Raw genomic sequence first — 15831 nt, forward strand, 5'->3', positions numbered from 1 at the left:
GCACGCGCCATCGAGGAAGGAAGGTCATGGCCGAGTCCGAAGCCGCCCGCCCGAACCAGGAAGCACAGGAGGTCGCGCCGGAAGCGATCGAAGAGACGCCGCCGGGAGTGCTCAGCGCCCGGCGTTGGACCACGGGCGCAACGGCCCTGGCGGCTGCGCTCATGACGCTCGACATCACTGTCGTCAACGTGGCGATGCCTCAGATCGGGGCGGATCTCGACGCTTCGCTGGACAGCCTCCAGTGGATCGTCAACGCCTACACGCTGACCTTCGCCGCCCTGCTCCTCACCGCCGGTTCCGTCTCCGACCTGATCGGACGCCGGAAGGTCTTCCTCGTCGGTGTCGCCGTCTTCACGCTCGCCTCCGCCGTGTGCGCACTCGCCCCGAACGCCGGCGTCCTGATCGGGGCCCGTGCAGTGCAGGGAGCGGGCGGCGCGATGGTGCTCGGGACGTCACTCGCCCTGATATCGGGGGTCTTCGAGGGAGCGCCGACCCGTGCACGCACGAGGGCCATCGGGCTGTTCACCGCCGGCGGTGCCGCATCGGCTGCTCTCGGCCCGCTCGTCGGCGGAGCGATCGTGGAGTGGCTGAGCTGGCCGTACCTCTTCGCCGTCAACGTCCCCCTCGGCCTGCTCATTCTCTTCGGCACCGTACGGAAGGTCCCGGAGAGCGGAGCCGGATCGGGCCCCGGGCGCATCGACTACGCGGGAGCGGTGCTCGCCGTTCTGGCGCTGTTCCTGCTCAACTACGGGCTGCTAGCGGGCGCCGAGGATGGCTGGTCCGAGCTCGATGTGGTGGTCTCGATGGCCGCCGGGGCCGTCGTCGCCGCCGTTTTCGCCGCGGTGCAGTGGCGGCTCGGTTCCAGCGCAATGCTGGATCTGCGGCTGTTCACGATTCCTACGTTCAGCGGCGCGCTGCTGCTCAGCTTCGCCGCCCGGATCTTCAGCTTCGGGATGCTGCCGTTCCTCACCCTGTGGCTCGGGGGCATGCTGCATCTCACCCCCTTCCGCATCGGCCTCGTGCTGCTCGCTCAGTCGGTGGCCATCGTGATCGGTGCACCGCTGAGCGGTGTGCTGGCGAAGTTCCTGCCCGTCTCCCGCGTCCTCGCGCTGGGCATGACGGTGGTCGGCGCAGGCGTCCTGCTCACCGTGGGCATCTCGCCCTCGGACGGCTGGACGGCGCTGCTGCCGATGCTCGTTCTGATCGGCCTGGGCGCCGGCCTGACGCTTCCCCATCTGCTGTCCCTGGCGGTGAACGTGGTGCCGGCGTCCCGGGCCGGGACCGCCTCGGGTGCCGCCAACAGCTTCTTCCCGCTCGGCACCGCCACCGGCGTCGCCGTCTTCGGCGTCATCCTCACGGCAAAGGTCGACGATGTGATGTCCGCGGAGAAGCTGGACGGACTCGTGCCCGGCTCCGCTACGGAGAGGCTGCAAAGCCTGGTGACCGCCGGTCAGTTCGACGCGGTGGGGACGGCCGTACCCGAGACCGCTCGCGAGCAGGTTCTCACCATGGCCCACACCGCGTACACGGAAGCGCTGTCACAGATCTTCCTGGTCGCCGGCATCGCCGGCCTGGTCGCGGCGGCAGCAAGTCTGGTGCTGGTACGTGAGAAAGACGTGTACCGCGACGAGCACCGGGCTCAGGACGAAGCCGAGGTACCGCGCAAGGCAGCGGAGACGACGGGCGGCTGAGCTGTCCGCCGTCCCGCCGGCCGCCCGGTTGCCGAGGGCCGCGGAAGACGACGACGGATCCGGCTGGTTCCGCTTCGTCGAGAACGAGACCCGGCCCTCGGCAACCGGGCACCGCACAACGCCAGTTGTGCCCCTCACGGAGGCTCTGCACGGAGGCGCGCGGCGCTCCCCTACGCCCGGCCCACCGGCTTCGCAGCTCCGAGTTCCCTCGTCACCAGGTCCAGCAGCGCGTCCCGCTCCGGAGTGAGGTAGAAGTGATCTCCCGGCAGTGTGTGGAGAGCGAATGCACCGCTGGTGTGTGACGCCCAGCCGGACGCCTGTACCTCATCGACCTCCGGGTCGCTGTCGCCTATCACCGCGGTGACGGGGCAGCGAAGTTCCGTTCCGGGCGTGTGACGGTACGTCTCGGCCAGTCGGAAATCACTACGGATCACGGGCAGGAAGACCGACTGCATCTCAGGATCGCGCAGCAGCACGCCGTCGGTCCCACCGAGCCTGACGAGTTCGTCCACCACGGCGTCGTCGTCCCTGAGATGGACATCACCGTGCACTGCCTGGTGCGGCGCGTGCCGCCCCGAGACGATGAGCTTCACCGGCTCCGTCTGATGGACACGCTCAATTCGCCGAGCGGTCTCGTAAGCCACTGCGGCACCCATGCTGTGCCCGAACAGGGCGAAGCGGCGGTCTCCGAGGCCGAGTACCGCCCGGGCGACGGCATCGGCCATCACGTCCATGTCGTCCGTGCACTCCTCGTCGAAGCGGTCCTCCCGCCCCGGATACTGCACTGCACGCACCTCGATGCCCTCCGGCAGCAGACGCGGCCAGTCCTTGTAGAAGCTCGCCGAGCCTCCCGCGTGCGGCAGGCAGATCAAGCACAACTCCGCCTCCGGCCGGGGCACCTGGCAGCGCAACCATGAAGCCGTCGCCCGGGCAGCGTCGTTCGGATATGCGCCCGGGCTCTTCGGGTCAGTCACGTCGGCTCCTCGATTCGGTGCGATCTTCCATGTCCGCTCGTACGGCAAGGAGTGCGACCTCGGCCGACCGTGCTCGCGGCCCGTCTTCGCCGGAGAGATACCGGGACGTGGCCGCTTCCCGGCACGGCACTGCACCGGGGCTCCACTCCCCCCTCGGCGCTGCCGGCGGCTCCGCACTTTACGTGCGCGGGAACCCCACTATAGATTTTGAAAATCATTGTCGTCTAGCCTGGTGCCGCACGACCCGTTACTCGACCCAGGAGGGCGCGTGAGCGAGCCAAGGAAGTCCGCACACCTCGGGGTCGAGTCCGGCCGCAGCTCGGGCAGCACAGCAGGACTGCCATACAGGAGCAGCCCCGCCCCCTCGGGCACCCCGTCCCCGATCGGCCGGTTCGAGCAACGCCCAGGAGACCGAACGGACTTACCGGTTCGCATCGGCCGGCGGTGATGTACGCGGCTCCGCCGGCCGACGCGGGGCCGACCGTCACCCCACGGCCACGTCATGGCGAACCGCCGCACTGCCGTCGAAGGAGAAAGGCCGGCAGTGCGGCGGCAGACGCAGCATAAATGAAAATGAATCCCATGTTAATGTGCTCGGTGCTCCGGCCTCCTCGCCACGGACACCTGCACACCGTGCGGCGCCGCCCCGGAACACGCTGCGGCCTGCCTGCACGGGGAGTCGAAGGGCAGTCACGTGAACCGATCGCAGATATCCCGCCGTTCGCTGCTGGGCGGCGTCGCCGGGGCCGCGCTGACCACGGGCGGAGGACTTCTCACGGCCTGCGGCGGCAGCGCGGGCGAACCGTCGGCGGGATCGTCCTACTCGGGCAAACCCCGCAGAGGAGGCCGGCTCCGCGCCGCCTTCCTCGGCTCGAACTCCGAGTCGACGAGCGTGGTCCGGGCAACCGCGACCGTCATCGATTACGTACGAGCACGCGTCGTCTGGGACACCTTGGGCGAATTGGAGGACGATCGCCCCGTCTGGCGCCTGGCTTCTGCCGTCGAAGCAAACAAGGACGCCTCCGAGTGGACCGTGCGGGTCCGGGACGGCGTGGTCTTCAGCGACGGCTCCGAACTCACCGCCGAAGATGTGCTGTTCAGCCTGCGCACTCTCGCCGCACACCCCGGCGGCCAAGCCGGCTTGCTCTCGGGAGTGGACTTCGGCAAGGCCCGTACACGGGACAAGCACACCCTGACACTTCCGCTCAAGCGCCCCGACGGCTTCTTCGACCTGGTGCTGGCACAGTCCATGTTCGTCTTCCCGCACGGGACGAAGAACCTCTCCAAGGCGCCGGGCAGCGGGCCTTTCAGGCTGGCCGAATGGTCCGCCGGCAAGAGCAGCCTGCTCAAGGCCAACCGGAACTACTGGGGCTCCGACGACGGCGGCCCCTACCTGGACGAGATCGAGTTGTTCTCCGTCACCGATCCGGCCGCCCGGCTCAGCGGCTTGAAGTCCGGCCAGTTCGACTACGCGGGCAGCGTCGCCCTGACCGCGGCCCGGGCCGAGAAGTCCGACGACGCGATCCGCGTCCTGCTCCCGCCCCGGAACCTGTGGAACGAACTCTCCTTCAGCATGAACCTGGAGGAGACGCCCTTCACTTCGGCCGCCGCCGTCAAGGCCGTCAAGTACGCCATCGACAGGGAGGCGATGGTCAAGGGCGTGACACTCGGCTACGGAGAAGTCGCTGACGACGCGCTCGGCAAGCACCAGCGCTGGTACGCCGGCGACCTTCCGGCACGCGATCACGACCCCGAAAGGGCCCGGGCACTGCTGAAGAAGGCCGGGCGGGCGGGAGAGCGCATCTCCCTGCGTACGAGCGCCCTGTCCTACGGCGCCGTGGAAAGCGCCACCGCATTCGTACAGCAGGCCAAGGAAGCCGGACTGAACGTCAGGGTCGACAAGGTGCCGCCCGCCGACTACTACAGCGACACCGAGAAGATGCTCCACACGCCCGTTCAGACAACCGTGTTCTCCCCGATGACGCTGCCGCTGCAACTGTCCAACTACTACGGGAGCGGCGCGAGTTACCCCTTCACCGGCCCCGCTCCCGAACGTCTAGAGAGCCTCATGCGCGCCATGCGCCGGTCGGTCAAGGACACGGACCGCGAACGCGCCGTCGCCGACGTCCAGCACTACCTCCACGACCACGGAGGGGACGCCGTCTTCGCCCGGCTGCCCGGGGCCGCCGCGGCCACTCCTCACGTACAGGATGTGAAGGCGCTGGGCTTCGCGGACTACCCCTCGCTGCGCGACGCGTTCCTGAGCCCGTGAGCACAGCAGCAGATCTCCGGCCCCCGGCACAAGCGAAGGTCCCGGGGGGCGAGTCCGTGACCGACCGCGCCGCGAGGACGCGTGGGCTTCTCTGGCTGGTGCTGCGCCGGCTGTCGGCCTCGATCACGGTGCTGTTCGTCGTGTCCGTGCTCGTCTTCGCGGCGACATCGCTGGCCCCCGGTGATGCCGCGACCGCACGGCTCTCGCAGCAGGGCGGTGCCACGCGGGAACAGGTCGAGGCGCTCCGGCACACACTCGGTCTCGACGCGCCTCTCCCCCAGCGCTACCTGGCCTGGCTCGCCCATGCCGTGCGCGGCGATCTGGGTGTGTCCTACGCCCAGGGCAGGGAGGTGTCCGGACTCATCGCCGAACGTGCCGTCAATTCCCTGCTGTTGGGGGGTGTGGCGGTCGCCGTGCTGATTCCGCTGGCGCTCCTTCTCGGCATCTGGTCGGGTCTGCGGGCCGACCGGCGCTCGGACCGCGTCATCACGGCGTCCAGCCTGACCTTGGTCAGCATCCCCGAGTTCGTCACCGGAACGCTGCTGGTGCTCTGCTTCGCGACGGGCCTGGGGTGGCTTCCGGCGGTGTCGGTCCTGTCCGCGGGAGAAAGCCCCGCGGACAGGCCCTCGGTGCTCGTCCTGCCTGTGCTGACGCTCGTGTCGGCGTGTCTGGCACAGAACGTCCGTCTGCTGCGGGCGGGAACGGTACAGGCCGCGTCCTCGGACGCAGTCGAAGCAGCCCGGCTGAGCGGCGTTCCCGAGTCCCGCGTGGTACTGCGCTGGATTCTCCCTGCCGCGATCGTCCCCTCGATACCGCTCATGGCCCGCTACGTCTCCTACCTGCTCGGTGGAACTCTGGTCGCGGAGAGCCTGTTCGGCTACCCGGGAGTGGCCGCGGCGCTGGTGGACGCGTCCGCGGCCCGGGACGCCCCCGTGGTACTGGCCGTCGCCCTGATCGCCACCTGCGTGACCGTCACGCTGAATCTGCTGGCTGACGTGCTGTCCGCCGTGTTCAATCCCGTCCGGGGAAGTGGAGTATGACCCCAGAGGCTCTGACCAAGCAGGGCAGGTCCGTTGAGGCAGCGTCCGGCGACGGCACGCCCGGTACGGGCCCGTCCGACGAAGGACGCCGCAGCTCCCGCAGACGACGCGTCGCGGCGACGGGTGCGGTACTGCTGCTGACACTGCTCACCGCGGTCCTCGGGCCGCTGCTGGCCCCGCACGACCCCGGTGAGGTCGTAGGAGTCCCGTACGCCCCCGCTGATGGCGAACTGCCGCTGGGAACCGACAAGTTGGGCGCCGATGTGCTCAGCCGGGTGCTGAGCGGCGGTCGGTCGCTGCTCCTTGCCTCCTGCGCGGTCATGGTCACCGCTTATGCCGTGGGAGCCGTGGCAGGAGCGACGGCCGCCCTGCGGCGCGGCTGGGTCGACTCCGTGATCATGCGCGCGGTCGACGTCTTGATGAGCATGCCCGCGTTCATGCTGCTGAGCGTGTTGATCGTGGCCACCGGGCGGGGATGGACGGGAGTGGCCGTCGCCGCCACGCTGATTCTGCTTCCCGACATCGCCCGCGTGGTGCGCGCCGCCACGCTTCAGGCGTTGGAGCACGACTACGTAGAAGTGGCGCAGGGACGCGGCGAGGGGCTGGGGTACGTGCTGCTGCGTGAAGTGCTCCCCAATCTGCGGCCGCTCCTGCGGGCAGACGCCGGCGTGCGTTTCGTGGGTGCGGTGTTCACGCTCGCCACAGCGGGGTTCCTGGGGTACGGAGTTCAACCACCGGCCGCCGACTGGTCGTTGATGCTGCTGGAGAATCAATCGGGGCTCGCACTGCAGCCGTTGGCCGTACTCGCTCCCGCCCTGATGCTGCTCGTTCTGTTGCTGTCCGCCAATCTCCTCGTGGACCAGCTCTCCCCGGCGGCCGACGACTGCCGGCCCCGTACGCGAAGTCCACGAGGCGGTGACGCACCCTCGGCGCCTGCCGAGGAGCCGGCCGACGACGGGACCGACGGTGCGGTCAGAGCCCGCGGCCTGCTCATCGAGTCGGCCACCGGTCCTGTTCTGTACTCTGTCGACCTCGACTTGGCGCCCCGTCAGATTCTCGCTCTGGTCGGAGAGTCGGGGAGCGGCAAGACGACACTCGCGCTCGCTGTGCTGGGCCGTGTCCGTCCGGGACTGCGGCAGACCGGAGGCACCGTCACGGTGGCCGGGAAGCCGGTCACCGGACTCGGCGAACGTGCCCTGCGGCGGCTGCGCGCACAGCACACCGCTTACGTTCCACAGGATCCGCGAACGTCGCTGTCGCCCACTCTGCGCGTCGGCAGACACCTCACGGAACTGCTCGCGGCCGGCGGCGTTCCGGCGCAGCAGCGTGAACAACGTGCCCGGGAGGCCCTGCGCCTCGTCGGACTCCCCGACGACGCGCGGTTTCTGCGCCGGAGGCCGCACCAGCTCTCCGGAGGACAACGGCAACGCGTCGCTATAGCCGGGGCGTTGGCGGGGCGCCCGGACGTCCTCGTGCTGGACGAACCGACGAGCGCCCTGGACCCGGTGACAGCCGCCGCGTTGCTGGCGGATCTGGACCGGCTGCGGCGTGAGACCGGTGTGAGCGTCCTGATGGTGACCCACGACCTCGCCGCCGCGGCCGGTGTCGCCGACACGATCGCGGTCATGGCCGGCGGCCGGATCGTGGAGACGGGACCCGCCGAACGCCTCCTTCATGAAGCGGCCAGCGACGCCGGTGCCGACTTGGTCACGGCGGCCCGTGCCGCAAGCACCCTCCTCGGGGACGAGGCGGGCGAGCGGTCTGTGAAGCGCAGGAGTCCGCATCTCCCAGACCCCCGCGGGACGAACGCCGACGACGTACTGGCCACGCGGTCGCTCGGCCTGATGCACGGACCGCGTGGAGTCCCGGTGCTGTCCGAGGTGAACCTCGCGGTGGCAGCCGGCTCCTGTCTCACGCTGGTCGGTCCGTCGGGCTGCGGCAAGACGACGTTGCTGCGCTGCCTGGCCGGACTTCACGGACGTCGGACGGGCGAAGTGCTGCTGGACGGAGCACCGTTGGCGCCACGCGTACGTGAACGCAGCCGGGAGGAGCTCCGCATGGTCCAGCTCGTCCCGCAGGATCCGTACGACTCCCTGAACCCCTCCCACACCGTGGAGGAGATCCTGGCTCGTCCGCTGAGGCTGTTCTGTACGACATCCGACGCTGCGTCCACGCGCGAAGAGGCGCGCCGTCTGCTGGACCGCGTCGGGCTGGAGGAGCGCTTCGCCCGTCGGCGCCCCAGCTCGCTCTCAGGGGGACAGCGGCAACGCGTCGCTCTGGCGCGAGCGCTCGCCGCCCGGCCGAGAGTGCTCCTGTGCGACGAGGCGACCAGCGCTCTGGATCCCACGGCAGCCGCCTCCGTGGTGGATCTGCTGGGGGACGTACGACGTGACAGCGGAACAGCGCTGATCGTGGTCACCCACGATCTGACGGTCGCCTCGCGGCTCGGCGGGGACGTGGCGGTGCTGGGCGAGGGAGGAGTCCTGGAGTACGGGCCGGTGGCCGGCGTTCTCGCCGACCCCCGTCACCCGGCTTCCCGGGAACTGATCTCCGCCGTCCCCGAGTTGCCCTGAACGATGGGCACTCGAGGGCGAGTGGTGAAGCACGACTTCGGGTCCGCCGCGTCTCGGCCACTCCCGGCTCTGCCGGTCACAGGGGATCGGCATCCCCGAGGAGGGGGTCCGGGATGGAGGCCCAGGACTCCTGCCCCCGGGACAGTTCTTCGTCGGTGAGCAGGGTCGCGTCCAGCACCGCATGGATCCGTCGGTGATCGAGATCGACGCCTGTGAAGGTGATCTCGTTGCGTCGCTCACCGTAGTAGTCGTCCCAGAACCAGGAGGCGAGTGTGCGCCGCTGCGGCGAGGCCGCCTCCCAGGCGCCTGCGGCCCCTGCCTCCAGCCAGCCGCCCGCTTCTCTCAACTCCAGGTGTGCGCCCGCGGAATGCCAGATCACGACGGAGTCGGGGCGGCTCGCCAGCCACAGATGCCCGCGGCTTCGTACGACGCCGAACATGACGTCTGCCAGCGCGCCGGAAAGCCTCTCAGCGTGTACGGGGCGGCGGGCTCGCCACAGTACGGTGCGCACTCCGTTGTCGAGGCCACGGTGCACGAGCGCTGCGGTCACCGGCTCCAGCCGCGCCCGCCGCTCGTCGGCGGCTTCGGGTGGCAGGCGCCGGACGAACGACGAGCGGAGTTCCGTCCCGGGTACGCCGTCGCGGGGGCACTGCGTCAGGAGGGCTCGTGCGTTGAGGTGTGAGGTCAACGAGGCGACGCCCGAAGCCTGGGAGTCGTCGCTGTTGTCCGTCGCGGACCGCACCACCAGGGCGTCGGCCGCCTCGACTTGACGGGCGGCGGCCTCGGCGACAGTGAGGGGATCGCCGTGCTCCGACCCGTTCCACTGCTGTACGGCCCTGTGGATACAGCCCATGTCCGCCAAGAACGAGGCCGGATCGATCCCCACGACGACAGGCGCCGGATCGAAATGGTCCGCCAACGAGCTGCCACCCGTCGGCACCCGCCACAGCTCCGCCAAGAGAGGCAGGACGTCGAGATTCTGCGGGAGGGCAAGAATGACGTGAGGGTGTCGGTCAGCGTGACGGATGGAGAGAAGCGCCTGGCGCAGGATCACCACGGGATCACCTGTAGCCCCAAGTGAAGCCGTATTCCGCAGCGTCGGGTCGACGCCGGAGAGAAGACTCTGGACCACCGGATACTTCTCGTCCCTGCTCTCGACGGAGACCGCCAGGACGACGGCGTCCGGGGCCGCGGCGAGCATCTGGTCGACGACGGCGCCCCGCGCGGCAGGGGTGTTCCCCGCCGCCACGCTCAACAGACACTTGGTCACGGTGTCGCCCTGGTCAGTTGAGGTGGGCGACATGCTGCGGTGACGGGCCGGCACGGAGGCCGGCAGGCACCGGGTCGTCGTCCGGCATGCCGGCCAGCAGCCACGCGGCGACCGCCTCCGCGTCCGCCTCGGTCGTGATCGGGCCGAGTCGCTTCACCACCCCGGTCGGCTCGCGATCCTCGCCGCACGGCTGGACGGCGGCGTGCAGTCCACGGGAGCGATGACAGCGCAGCAGTGCGCTCAGGCAGCGGGTGGCGACCATGACTCCGTGCGGACAGCGGCTGACTGCCTGGCGCAGCCGCTCCACCACCTGCTCATCGGCAGAATCCCGGCAGTCGGTGCAGACGACGAGTGTGAAGGGACGCTTCCCCGGGGCGGGTGCCGGGCCGTTCATACATCATCCTCGCGATCTTGACGGAAGTGCCGCCTGCTGGAGGCGGCAGGCCGGGCCCTCGGGCCCGGGTGCTGGTACGCATGGCGCCGGTTCATCCGTTGCTGTGGCCGAGTGGCGCTCGCCCGACGGCCGTTGTCCGCCGAGGGCCACGGGCACTATTCTACAGAAACGACATCCATTTTCATTAGGGGAGTCCGCGCCGTGGGGTCGCCTGCCTCGCGGACGGATGCGATCCGGCGGCCGCTCTCTGCGAGAACACCGCGTTCACCTGGACCCGCAGCCTTCGTCCTCCGGCTTCCTCACCGACGTCCGGCCCCCTCATCCCGACACGAGGAGGGCTGCGTCCGCCGTGAGTGAGACCCGAGGCACGACACCGCTGGGCGCGCGCCGCACCCGGCAACGTCTGGACATCCTTCAACACCTTTCAGCCGCCCCCGACTTCATCTCGGCCCAGGGTCTGCACGCACGCCTCGCGCAGACCGGGACGCTCGTGGGGCTGAGTACGGTCTACCGCGCCCTGAGAGACCTGGAGAGAGCCGAGCAGGTCGACGTCATACGGAGCGAAGCCTCCGGTGAGCGCCTCTACAGGAGACGCTCCACCTCCGAGCACCAGCACTATGTGATCTGCCGCCGGTGCGGACGCAGCGAAGCCGTCGACACGGACATCGTCGAACGCTGGGCCGCCCACCTCGACCAGCTCACCGGCTTCTCCAACGTGACGCACACGCTGGAACTCAGCGGTGAATGCATGGACTGCCACCTCTGAGATGCCGGCACGCTGACGCCGTCGGCACCCAGGAATCCCGCTCTCCGCATCTCCTCCAGCCCCGCCCCGAGACGGTTGCGAGCCGCACGCCAAGTCCCTTGCCGCAAAGGGACCTTGGAGGGCTGTAACGACAATCGTTGCCAGATACAGTTGCGTTGACTGCCCAGTTGCACCTGACAGGTGATAGAGGAGGACCATGCCCAAGGGCATAGGCATCGCGATCGTGCTCGCACTGGCCCTGGGGGTGACGGGGTGTTCGGGTGCGCCTCGCCCCTCAGCCGGCAAGCAGAAGGCGAACACGGTCGTACGGAGCTGCGGGCAGTCGCTTTCGGTGTCCGAAGCGCCGCACCGGGCCGTCACCCTCGACCAGTCCTCGACGGAGACCCTGCTCGCGCTCGGCCTTGCCGACCGTATGGCGGGGACCTCCTATCTGAAGACGAGCATCGCGCCCCGCTACCGGACCGACTACAAGAAGGTGCCGGTACTCAGCCCCAAGACCCTCACCAGCGAGCAGCTCCGAGCGGCCAACCCCGATCTGGCAGTTGCTTCCTTCGCCGAGCTGTACGGCAAGGACCGGGTCGGCACCCGCAAGGAGTTGGCGGACTCGGGTCTTCCTTCATACGTGAGCGCGGTGGACTGCCCTCACCGCAGCAAGCCGGGCATGACTCCCTTCGACCTTCTCTTCCAGGACTACGAGAACCTCGGGCGCATGTTCCACGCGGAGCGCCGCGCTCAGAAACTGATCGACAGCCAGAGGAAGAGCGTCCAACGGGCGCAGTCCGTACGGAAGAAGATCCGCAACAAGCCGTCCGTCGTCTGGATCTACTCGGTGTTCGACGGTGCCCCGTATGTCGCGGGCAAGGGAGGACTGCCGAGCGAGATGAGCAGGCTCGTGGGCGCCGAGAACGCCTTCGACGACGTCGACGAACAGTGGCCCGAGGTGTCGTGGGAGGCGGTGGCGGACCGCGACCCTGACCTGATCGTGCTCGGTGACCTTCCCGAACTGGGACAGCCTGGTGACAGCGCCCGCGACAAGCTGCGCATGCTCCGCAAGGACCCGCTGACCTCAAAGCTGTCGGCCGTACGGAAGAAGCGGGTGCTGACCGTCCCCGGTATCGAGATGGATCCGTCGGTGCGCAGCGTCCATACGCTCGGCCTGCTCGCGGAGGAGACGAAGGACCGCGGGTATGCCCGCTGACCCCGTCGAACAGGGGGCAGTCACACGGGAATCCGACGGCGCGCAGCAGAGCACGGACCTCACGGCATCGCCGCTCCACCCGTCCCACCGCGCGGCACCGGGCGCGACCGGTGCGTACCGGAAGCATCCGCCGGTACGCAGCGAGCGAGGCCCAGGGGCACTCCGGCCGGTCGTCTTCCTCGCCGGCTTCGCGCTCCTCGTCGCCTCGATGGCCGTCTCCGTACGCATCGGCATCAGCGACGTCGGATACGCCGACCTCGGCCGGGTACTGGGCAGCCGGCTCGGCCTGTCCCTCCGGCCACTGCCCCCGCTCGTCGACTCCCTCATCTGGGATCTACGCGTACCACGGGTGCTGCTCGCTGCCTTCGTCGGCGCGACGCTGGCGACCTGCGGAGCCACCCTGCAAGCGGTGACCGGCAACGCCCTGGCCGATCCCTATCTGCTGGGAGTCTCCTCGGGCGCCTCCAGCGGTGCGGTCTCCGTCGTCGTTCTGGGCGTCGGCGCCGGTTCTCTCGGGGTGACGGGCGGAGCCTTCGCCGGCGCACTCGCCTCCTTCGGACTGCTGATGCTGCTGCTACGCCGCAGCGGCCTGGACTCCGTACGGATCCTGCTGACAGGCGTCGCCGTGGGGCAGTTGTTCATGGCTCTCACCTCGCTGATCGTCATGGCGTCCGGCGATGCGGAGACGACACGGGCCGTGGCCCACTGGCTGCTCGGCTCGATGGCGTCCGCACGGTGGGAGGGCGTGGCGATCTGCGCCACCGTCACGGCAGCGGGACTGTTCGTCCTGTGGTCGTGTTCCACCGCACTCGACGGCTTCGCCTTCGGCCAGGACACTGCCGCGTCGCTCGGGATCAACGTACGGGCGGTGCAGAACGTCCTGCTCATGGTGACCGCGCTGCTCACGGCGGTGGCCGTCGCGTTCGTCGGTGCCATCGGGTTCGTGGGGCTGATCGTTCCGCACTGCGTACGGTTCGCGGTCGGACCGCTGCACCGGTCTCTGCTGCCGTTCTCGGCGCTCGGCGGGGCGGTGTTCCTGGTGGCCACGGACGCCGTGGCGAGGGTCGCGTTCGCACCCAGGGAAGTGCCGGTCGGCGTCTTCACGGCTCTCCTCGGCGCCCCGGTCTTCGCCGTCATCCTGCGGAGGCGGGGAGGACTATGAGGATCGACGTCGCACAGGTCGGCTGGACGGTCCGCGACAAGAACGTCCTCGAGGCGATCGACGTCACTGTCGCGTCCGGTGAGACGGTCGGACTCATCGGCCCCAACGGCTCAGGAAAGTCATCGCTGTTGCGGTGCGTCGCGGGGCTGCTCAAGCCGACGTACGGCGCCGTCCGGTACGACGGGCACGACATCCGCGCGTTCGGGCCGCGCCGGATCGCCCAGAACATCGCCTTCGTCGGCCAGACCTCCCACACCGCGGGAGAGTTGCGGGTCGCGGACGTGGTCGCTCTGGGACGCACGCCCTTCCGCGACCGGTGGCACGGCCTCGACGCCCGGGACAGCCTCGTGATCGACGCCGCCCTCGAACGCATGGGCCTGACCGGTCTCGCCGCCCGTACATGGCGGACGCTCTCCGGCGGAGAACAACAGCGCACCCACGTAGCCCGTGCGCTGGCCCAGCAGCCCTGGGGAATTCTGCTGGACGAACCGCTCAACCACCTGGACATCAGATACCAGTTGGAACTCATGGAGATGCTGGCCGCCACCGACCAGACCGTTCTGATCGCCGTCCACGACCTGACCGTGGCGGCCCGGTTCTGCGACCGGCTCGTCCTGCTGAGCCAGGGCAGGGTCGCTGCGGCCGGACAGCCGCAAGACGTCCTCACGGCCGAGAACATGAGGAACGTGTTCGGAACCGAAACCGAAATCACCCGCGACGACCGAGGAGGACTCACGATCAGCCACCGAAGCGTCGCGAGGTCAGCCGGGTTCGGAAACGGTCTTCCTGGCTCCCCGTCGCCGGATCCGGTAACTGCCCGCGAATCGGCAGACGACGTAGATTGCGAACGAGATGGTCGTGACGTAGGGGCTGATAGGAATGCTGCCGCCGAGAGCGAGCAGAATGCCGCCTTCGATGGAGACCGTCGCGAAGACCACGCTGAGCACGGGCAGCAGCACCGGTGACACCGTGATCCGGGTTGCTGCGGCCGCGGGGGTGACGACAAGAGTGAGGACCAGCAGCGCCCCGACGATCTGCACCGACAGCGCGACGGCTAGTCCCAGGACCACCATGAAGGCGAAGGACAGTGCTCGTACCGGCACTCCTCGGGCCTCCGCCACCTCCGGGTCGGCGCTGGCGAACGTGAGCGGCCGCCACATGACCGCCAGCGCGACGAGCACCACGGCCGAGGTGCCGAGCAGCCAGGACGTCTGCGGAGTGTCGACGGCGACGATCTGTCCGGTGAGGATGCCGAACTTGTTCGCGGCCCGGCCCTTGTACAAGGCGAGGAAGAGGACGCCCAGGCCGAGGCCGAAGGGCATGAGCGTGCCGATGACGGAATTGCCGTCCCGGGCGCGAGAGCCGAATACGCCGATCGTTCCAGCCGCGATCAACGATCCGGCGATTGAGCCCGCCACGATGTTCGTCCCCAGCAACAGGGCCGCAGAGGCGCCGGCGAAGGACAGCTCGCTGATGCCGTGCACCGCGAACGGCAGGTCTCGCCTGATCACGAAGACGCCCACCAGCCCGCCGATCAGACCGAGCGCGGCCCCGGCGATGAGAGAGTTGCGGACCAGGACGAGCAGCTCTCCGTAGTCGTCGAAGGTGAATATCTGCTGCCAGAGACCGTCGCCCGTCGTCACGACCGCGCTCCGTCCGGCAGTTCCGGATGGTGCGCGGGATCCACTACTTCGTCCGGCGCTCCGACAACCATGATCCGGTCCCGGACTCTGACCACATCGACCTGTGTTCCGTACAACTGCGACAGCGCGGCTGACGTCAGCACCTCCCCCGGTGTGCCGACCCGGTGACCGCCTCGGGCGAGATACAGCACACGGTCGGCCAGTCCCAGCACAGGGTTGATCTCGTGGGTCACGAACACCACGGCCGTGCCGTGTGACCGGCGCCGGGCATCCACCAGCTCGGTCACGGCCCTCTGGTGATGCGGGTCGAGAGAGAGCAGCGGCTCGTCGCACAACAGGATCCGCGGGTCGGTCGCCAGGGCTTGTCCGATGCGCACGCGCTGCCGCTCTCCGCCGGAGAGCAGACCGACGGGGACATCCGCATAGGGGGCGGCCCCGACCGACTGGAGGGCTTCGTTCACCCGGCTACGAACGGTGCGCGTACGCGGTCGTGGTCCGAAGACGTGCCCGTCGATACCGAGCCGGACCAAGTCCCGGGCGCGGAGCGTCGCGTGGACAGGCAATGCCGTCTGCTGCGGGATGTAGCCGATGTGCCGGCTGCCCTTGCGGGGCGTGCGGCCGAGGACCGTCAGCGTCCCGGCGGACAGTTGCCGCTGGCCCAACAGGGCTCGGACAAGGCTGGTCTTGCCGGATCCGTTGGGCCCCAGCACGGCCAGAAACTCCCCGGGCCGTACGTCGAGATCCAGCCCGCTCCACACGACGCGCTCGCCGTAGGAGAGGGCAGCGTCACGCAGACTGATCACCGCGGCTCCGGCACCGCAGTCCTCCGTCAAGGCCCTTGCCGGGTG

General features: G+C 69.2%; 12 protein-coding genes and 1 pseudogene. 8 read left to right on the forward strand and 5 right to left on the reverse strand.

From position 1 onward, the window contains the following. The first annotated feature begins 26 nt into the window (after positions 1-26). On the forward strand, positions 27-1691 hold the full coding sequence (locus tag AN218_RS06280) for an MFS transporter (RefSeq protein WP_070015632.1): 1665 nt from the start codon (positions 27-29) through the stop codon (positions 1689-1691). Between the two features lie 170 nt (positions 1692-1861). Here the strand turns inward: AN218_RS06280 and AN218_RS06285 are convergent, their stop codons facing one another. Continuing rightward, a complete protein-coding gene (locus AN218_RS06285) occupies positions 1862-2713 on the reverse strand; it encodes a thioesterase II family protein (protein WP_216311724.1) in 852 nt (283 codons plus the stop codon). A gap of 646 nt (positions 2714-3359) precedes the next feature. On the opposite strand from AN218_RS06285, the gene AN218_RS06290 reads away from it, so the two are divergent. The 3 genes from AN218_RS06290 to AN218_RS06300 are packed head-to-tail and all read left to right on the forward strand — an operon-like array spanning position 3360 to position 8550. Then, entirely contained in the window at positions 3360-4937 is a 1578-nt protein-coding gene (locus AN218_RS06290) for an ABC transporter substrate-binding protein (RefSeq protein ID WP_070015636.1), read from the forward strand. A gap of 56 nt (positions 4938-4993) precedes the next feature. Further along, a complete protein-coding gene (locus AN218_RS06295; protein WP_079131870.1) occupies positions 4994-5977 on the forward strand; it encodes an ABC transporter permease in 984 nt (327 codons plus the stop codon). Next, positions 5974-8550, forward strand: a complete 2577-nt coding sequence (locus AN218_RS06300) for an ABC transporter ATP-binding protein/permease (RefSeq protein WP_079131871.1) — start codon at positions 5974-5976, stop codon at positions 8548-8550. Before AN218_RS06295 ends, AN218_RS06300 begins: the two co-directional genes overlap by 4 nt. A gap of 76 nt (positions 8551-8626) precedes the next feature. Here the strand turns inward: AN218_RS06300 and AN218_RS06305 are convergent, their stop codons facing one another. Both AN218_RS06305 and AN218_RS06310 read right to left on the reverse strand, forming a co-directional pair. Next, positions 8627-9820 (reverse strand): GTP-binding protein, encoded by a 1194-nt coding sequence (locus AN218_RS06305; protein ID WP_244900312.1) that lies wholly within the window; start codon positions 9818-9820, stop codon positions 8627-8629. Positions 9821-9833: 13 nt separating this feature from the next. Next, positions 9834-10214, reverse strand: a complete 381-nt coding sequence (locus AN218_RS06310) for a hypothetical protein (RefSeq protein ID WP_070015638.1) — start codon at positions 10212-10214, stop codon at positions 9834-9836. 349 nt (positions 10215-10563) lie between these two features. On the opposite strand from AN218_RS06310, the gene AN218_RS06315 reads away from it, so the two are divergent. From AN218_RS06315 to AN218_RS37915, 4 genes and pseudogenes are all read left to right on the forward strand, one after another. Further along, positions 10564-10980 (forward strand): Fur family transcriptional regulator, encoded by a 417-nt coding sequence (locus tag AN218_RS06315; protein WP_079131872.1) that lies wholly within the window; start codon positions 10564-10566, stop codon positions 10978-10980. Between the two features lie 196 nt (positions 10981-11176). Further along, a complete protein-coding gene (locus tag AN218_RS06320; protein ID WP_070015641.1) occupies positions 11177-12178 on the forward strand; it encodes an ABC transporter substrate-binding protein in 1002 nt (333 codons plus the stop codon). After that, positions 12168-13340: a FecCD family ABC transporter permease gene (locus tag AN218_RS06325; protein WP_079131873.1), complete on the forward strand. Its 1173-nt coding sequence runs from the start codon at positions 12168-12170 to the stop codon at positions 13338-13340. Before AN218_RS06320 ends, AN218_RS06325 begins: the two co-directional genes overlap by 11 nt. Beyond that, positions 13337-13777 (forward strand): annotated as a pseudogene (locus AN218_RS37915) (ABC transporter ATP-binding protein); the annotation flags it as partial. The gene AN218_RS06325 and the pseudogene AN218_RS37915, both read left to right, overlap by 4 nt. Positions 13778-14101: 324 nt before the next feature. On the opposite strand, the gene AN218_RS06335 reads toward AN218_RS37915, so the two are convergent. Continuing rightward, positions 14102-14983: a metal ABC transporter permease gene (locus tag AN218_RS06335; RefSeq protein WP_070015643.1), complete on the reverse strand. Its 882-nt coding sequence runs from the start codon at positions 14981-14983 to the stop codon at positions 14102-14104. After that, the gene (locus AN218_RS06340; protein ID WP_079131874.1) at positions 14980-15786 is read right to left on the reverse strand and encodes a metal ABC transporter ATP-binding protein; all 807 of its coding nucleotides are present in this window, start codon (positions 15784-15786) and stop codon (positions 14980-14982) included. The genes AN218_RS06335 and AN218_RS06340 overlap by 4 nt, the downstream gene beginning before the upstream one ends. Between the last annotated feature and the right edge of the window lie 45 nt (positions 15787-15831).

Origin of the sequence: Streptomyces nanshensis (assembly GCF_001751255.1) — a bacterium.
Lineage (GTDB): Bacteria > Actinomycetota > Actinomycetes > Streptomycetales > Streptomycetaceae > Streptomyces > Streptomyces nanshensis_A.

Excerpts from the sequence above, each read along its gene's own strand:
- AN218_RS06310 (WP_070015638.1), bottom strand. The coding sequence starts at position 10,214 with ATGAACGGCCCGGCACCCGCCCCGGGGAAGCGTCCCTTCACACTCGTC.
- AN218_RS06280 (WP_070015632.1), top strand. The coding sequence starts at position 27 with ATGGCCGAGTCCGAAGCCGCCCGCCCGAACCAGGAAGCACAGGAGGTC.
- AN218_RS06320 (WP_070015641.1), top strand. The coding sequence starts at position 11,177 with ATGCCCAAGGGCATAGGCATCGCGATCGTGCTCGCACTGGCCCTGGGG.
- AN218_RS06325 (WP_079131873.1), top strand. The coding sequence starts at position 12,168 with ATGCCCGCTGACCCCGTCGAACAGGGGGCAGTCACACGGGAATCCGAC.
- AN218_RS06300 (WP_079131871.1), top strand. The coding sequence starts at position 5,974 with ATGACCCCAGAGGCTCTGACCAAGCAGGGCAGGTCCGTTGAGGCAGCG.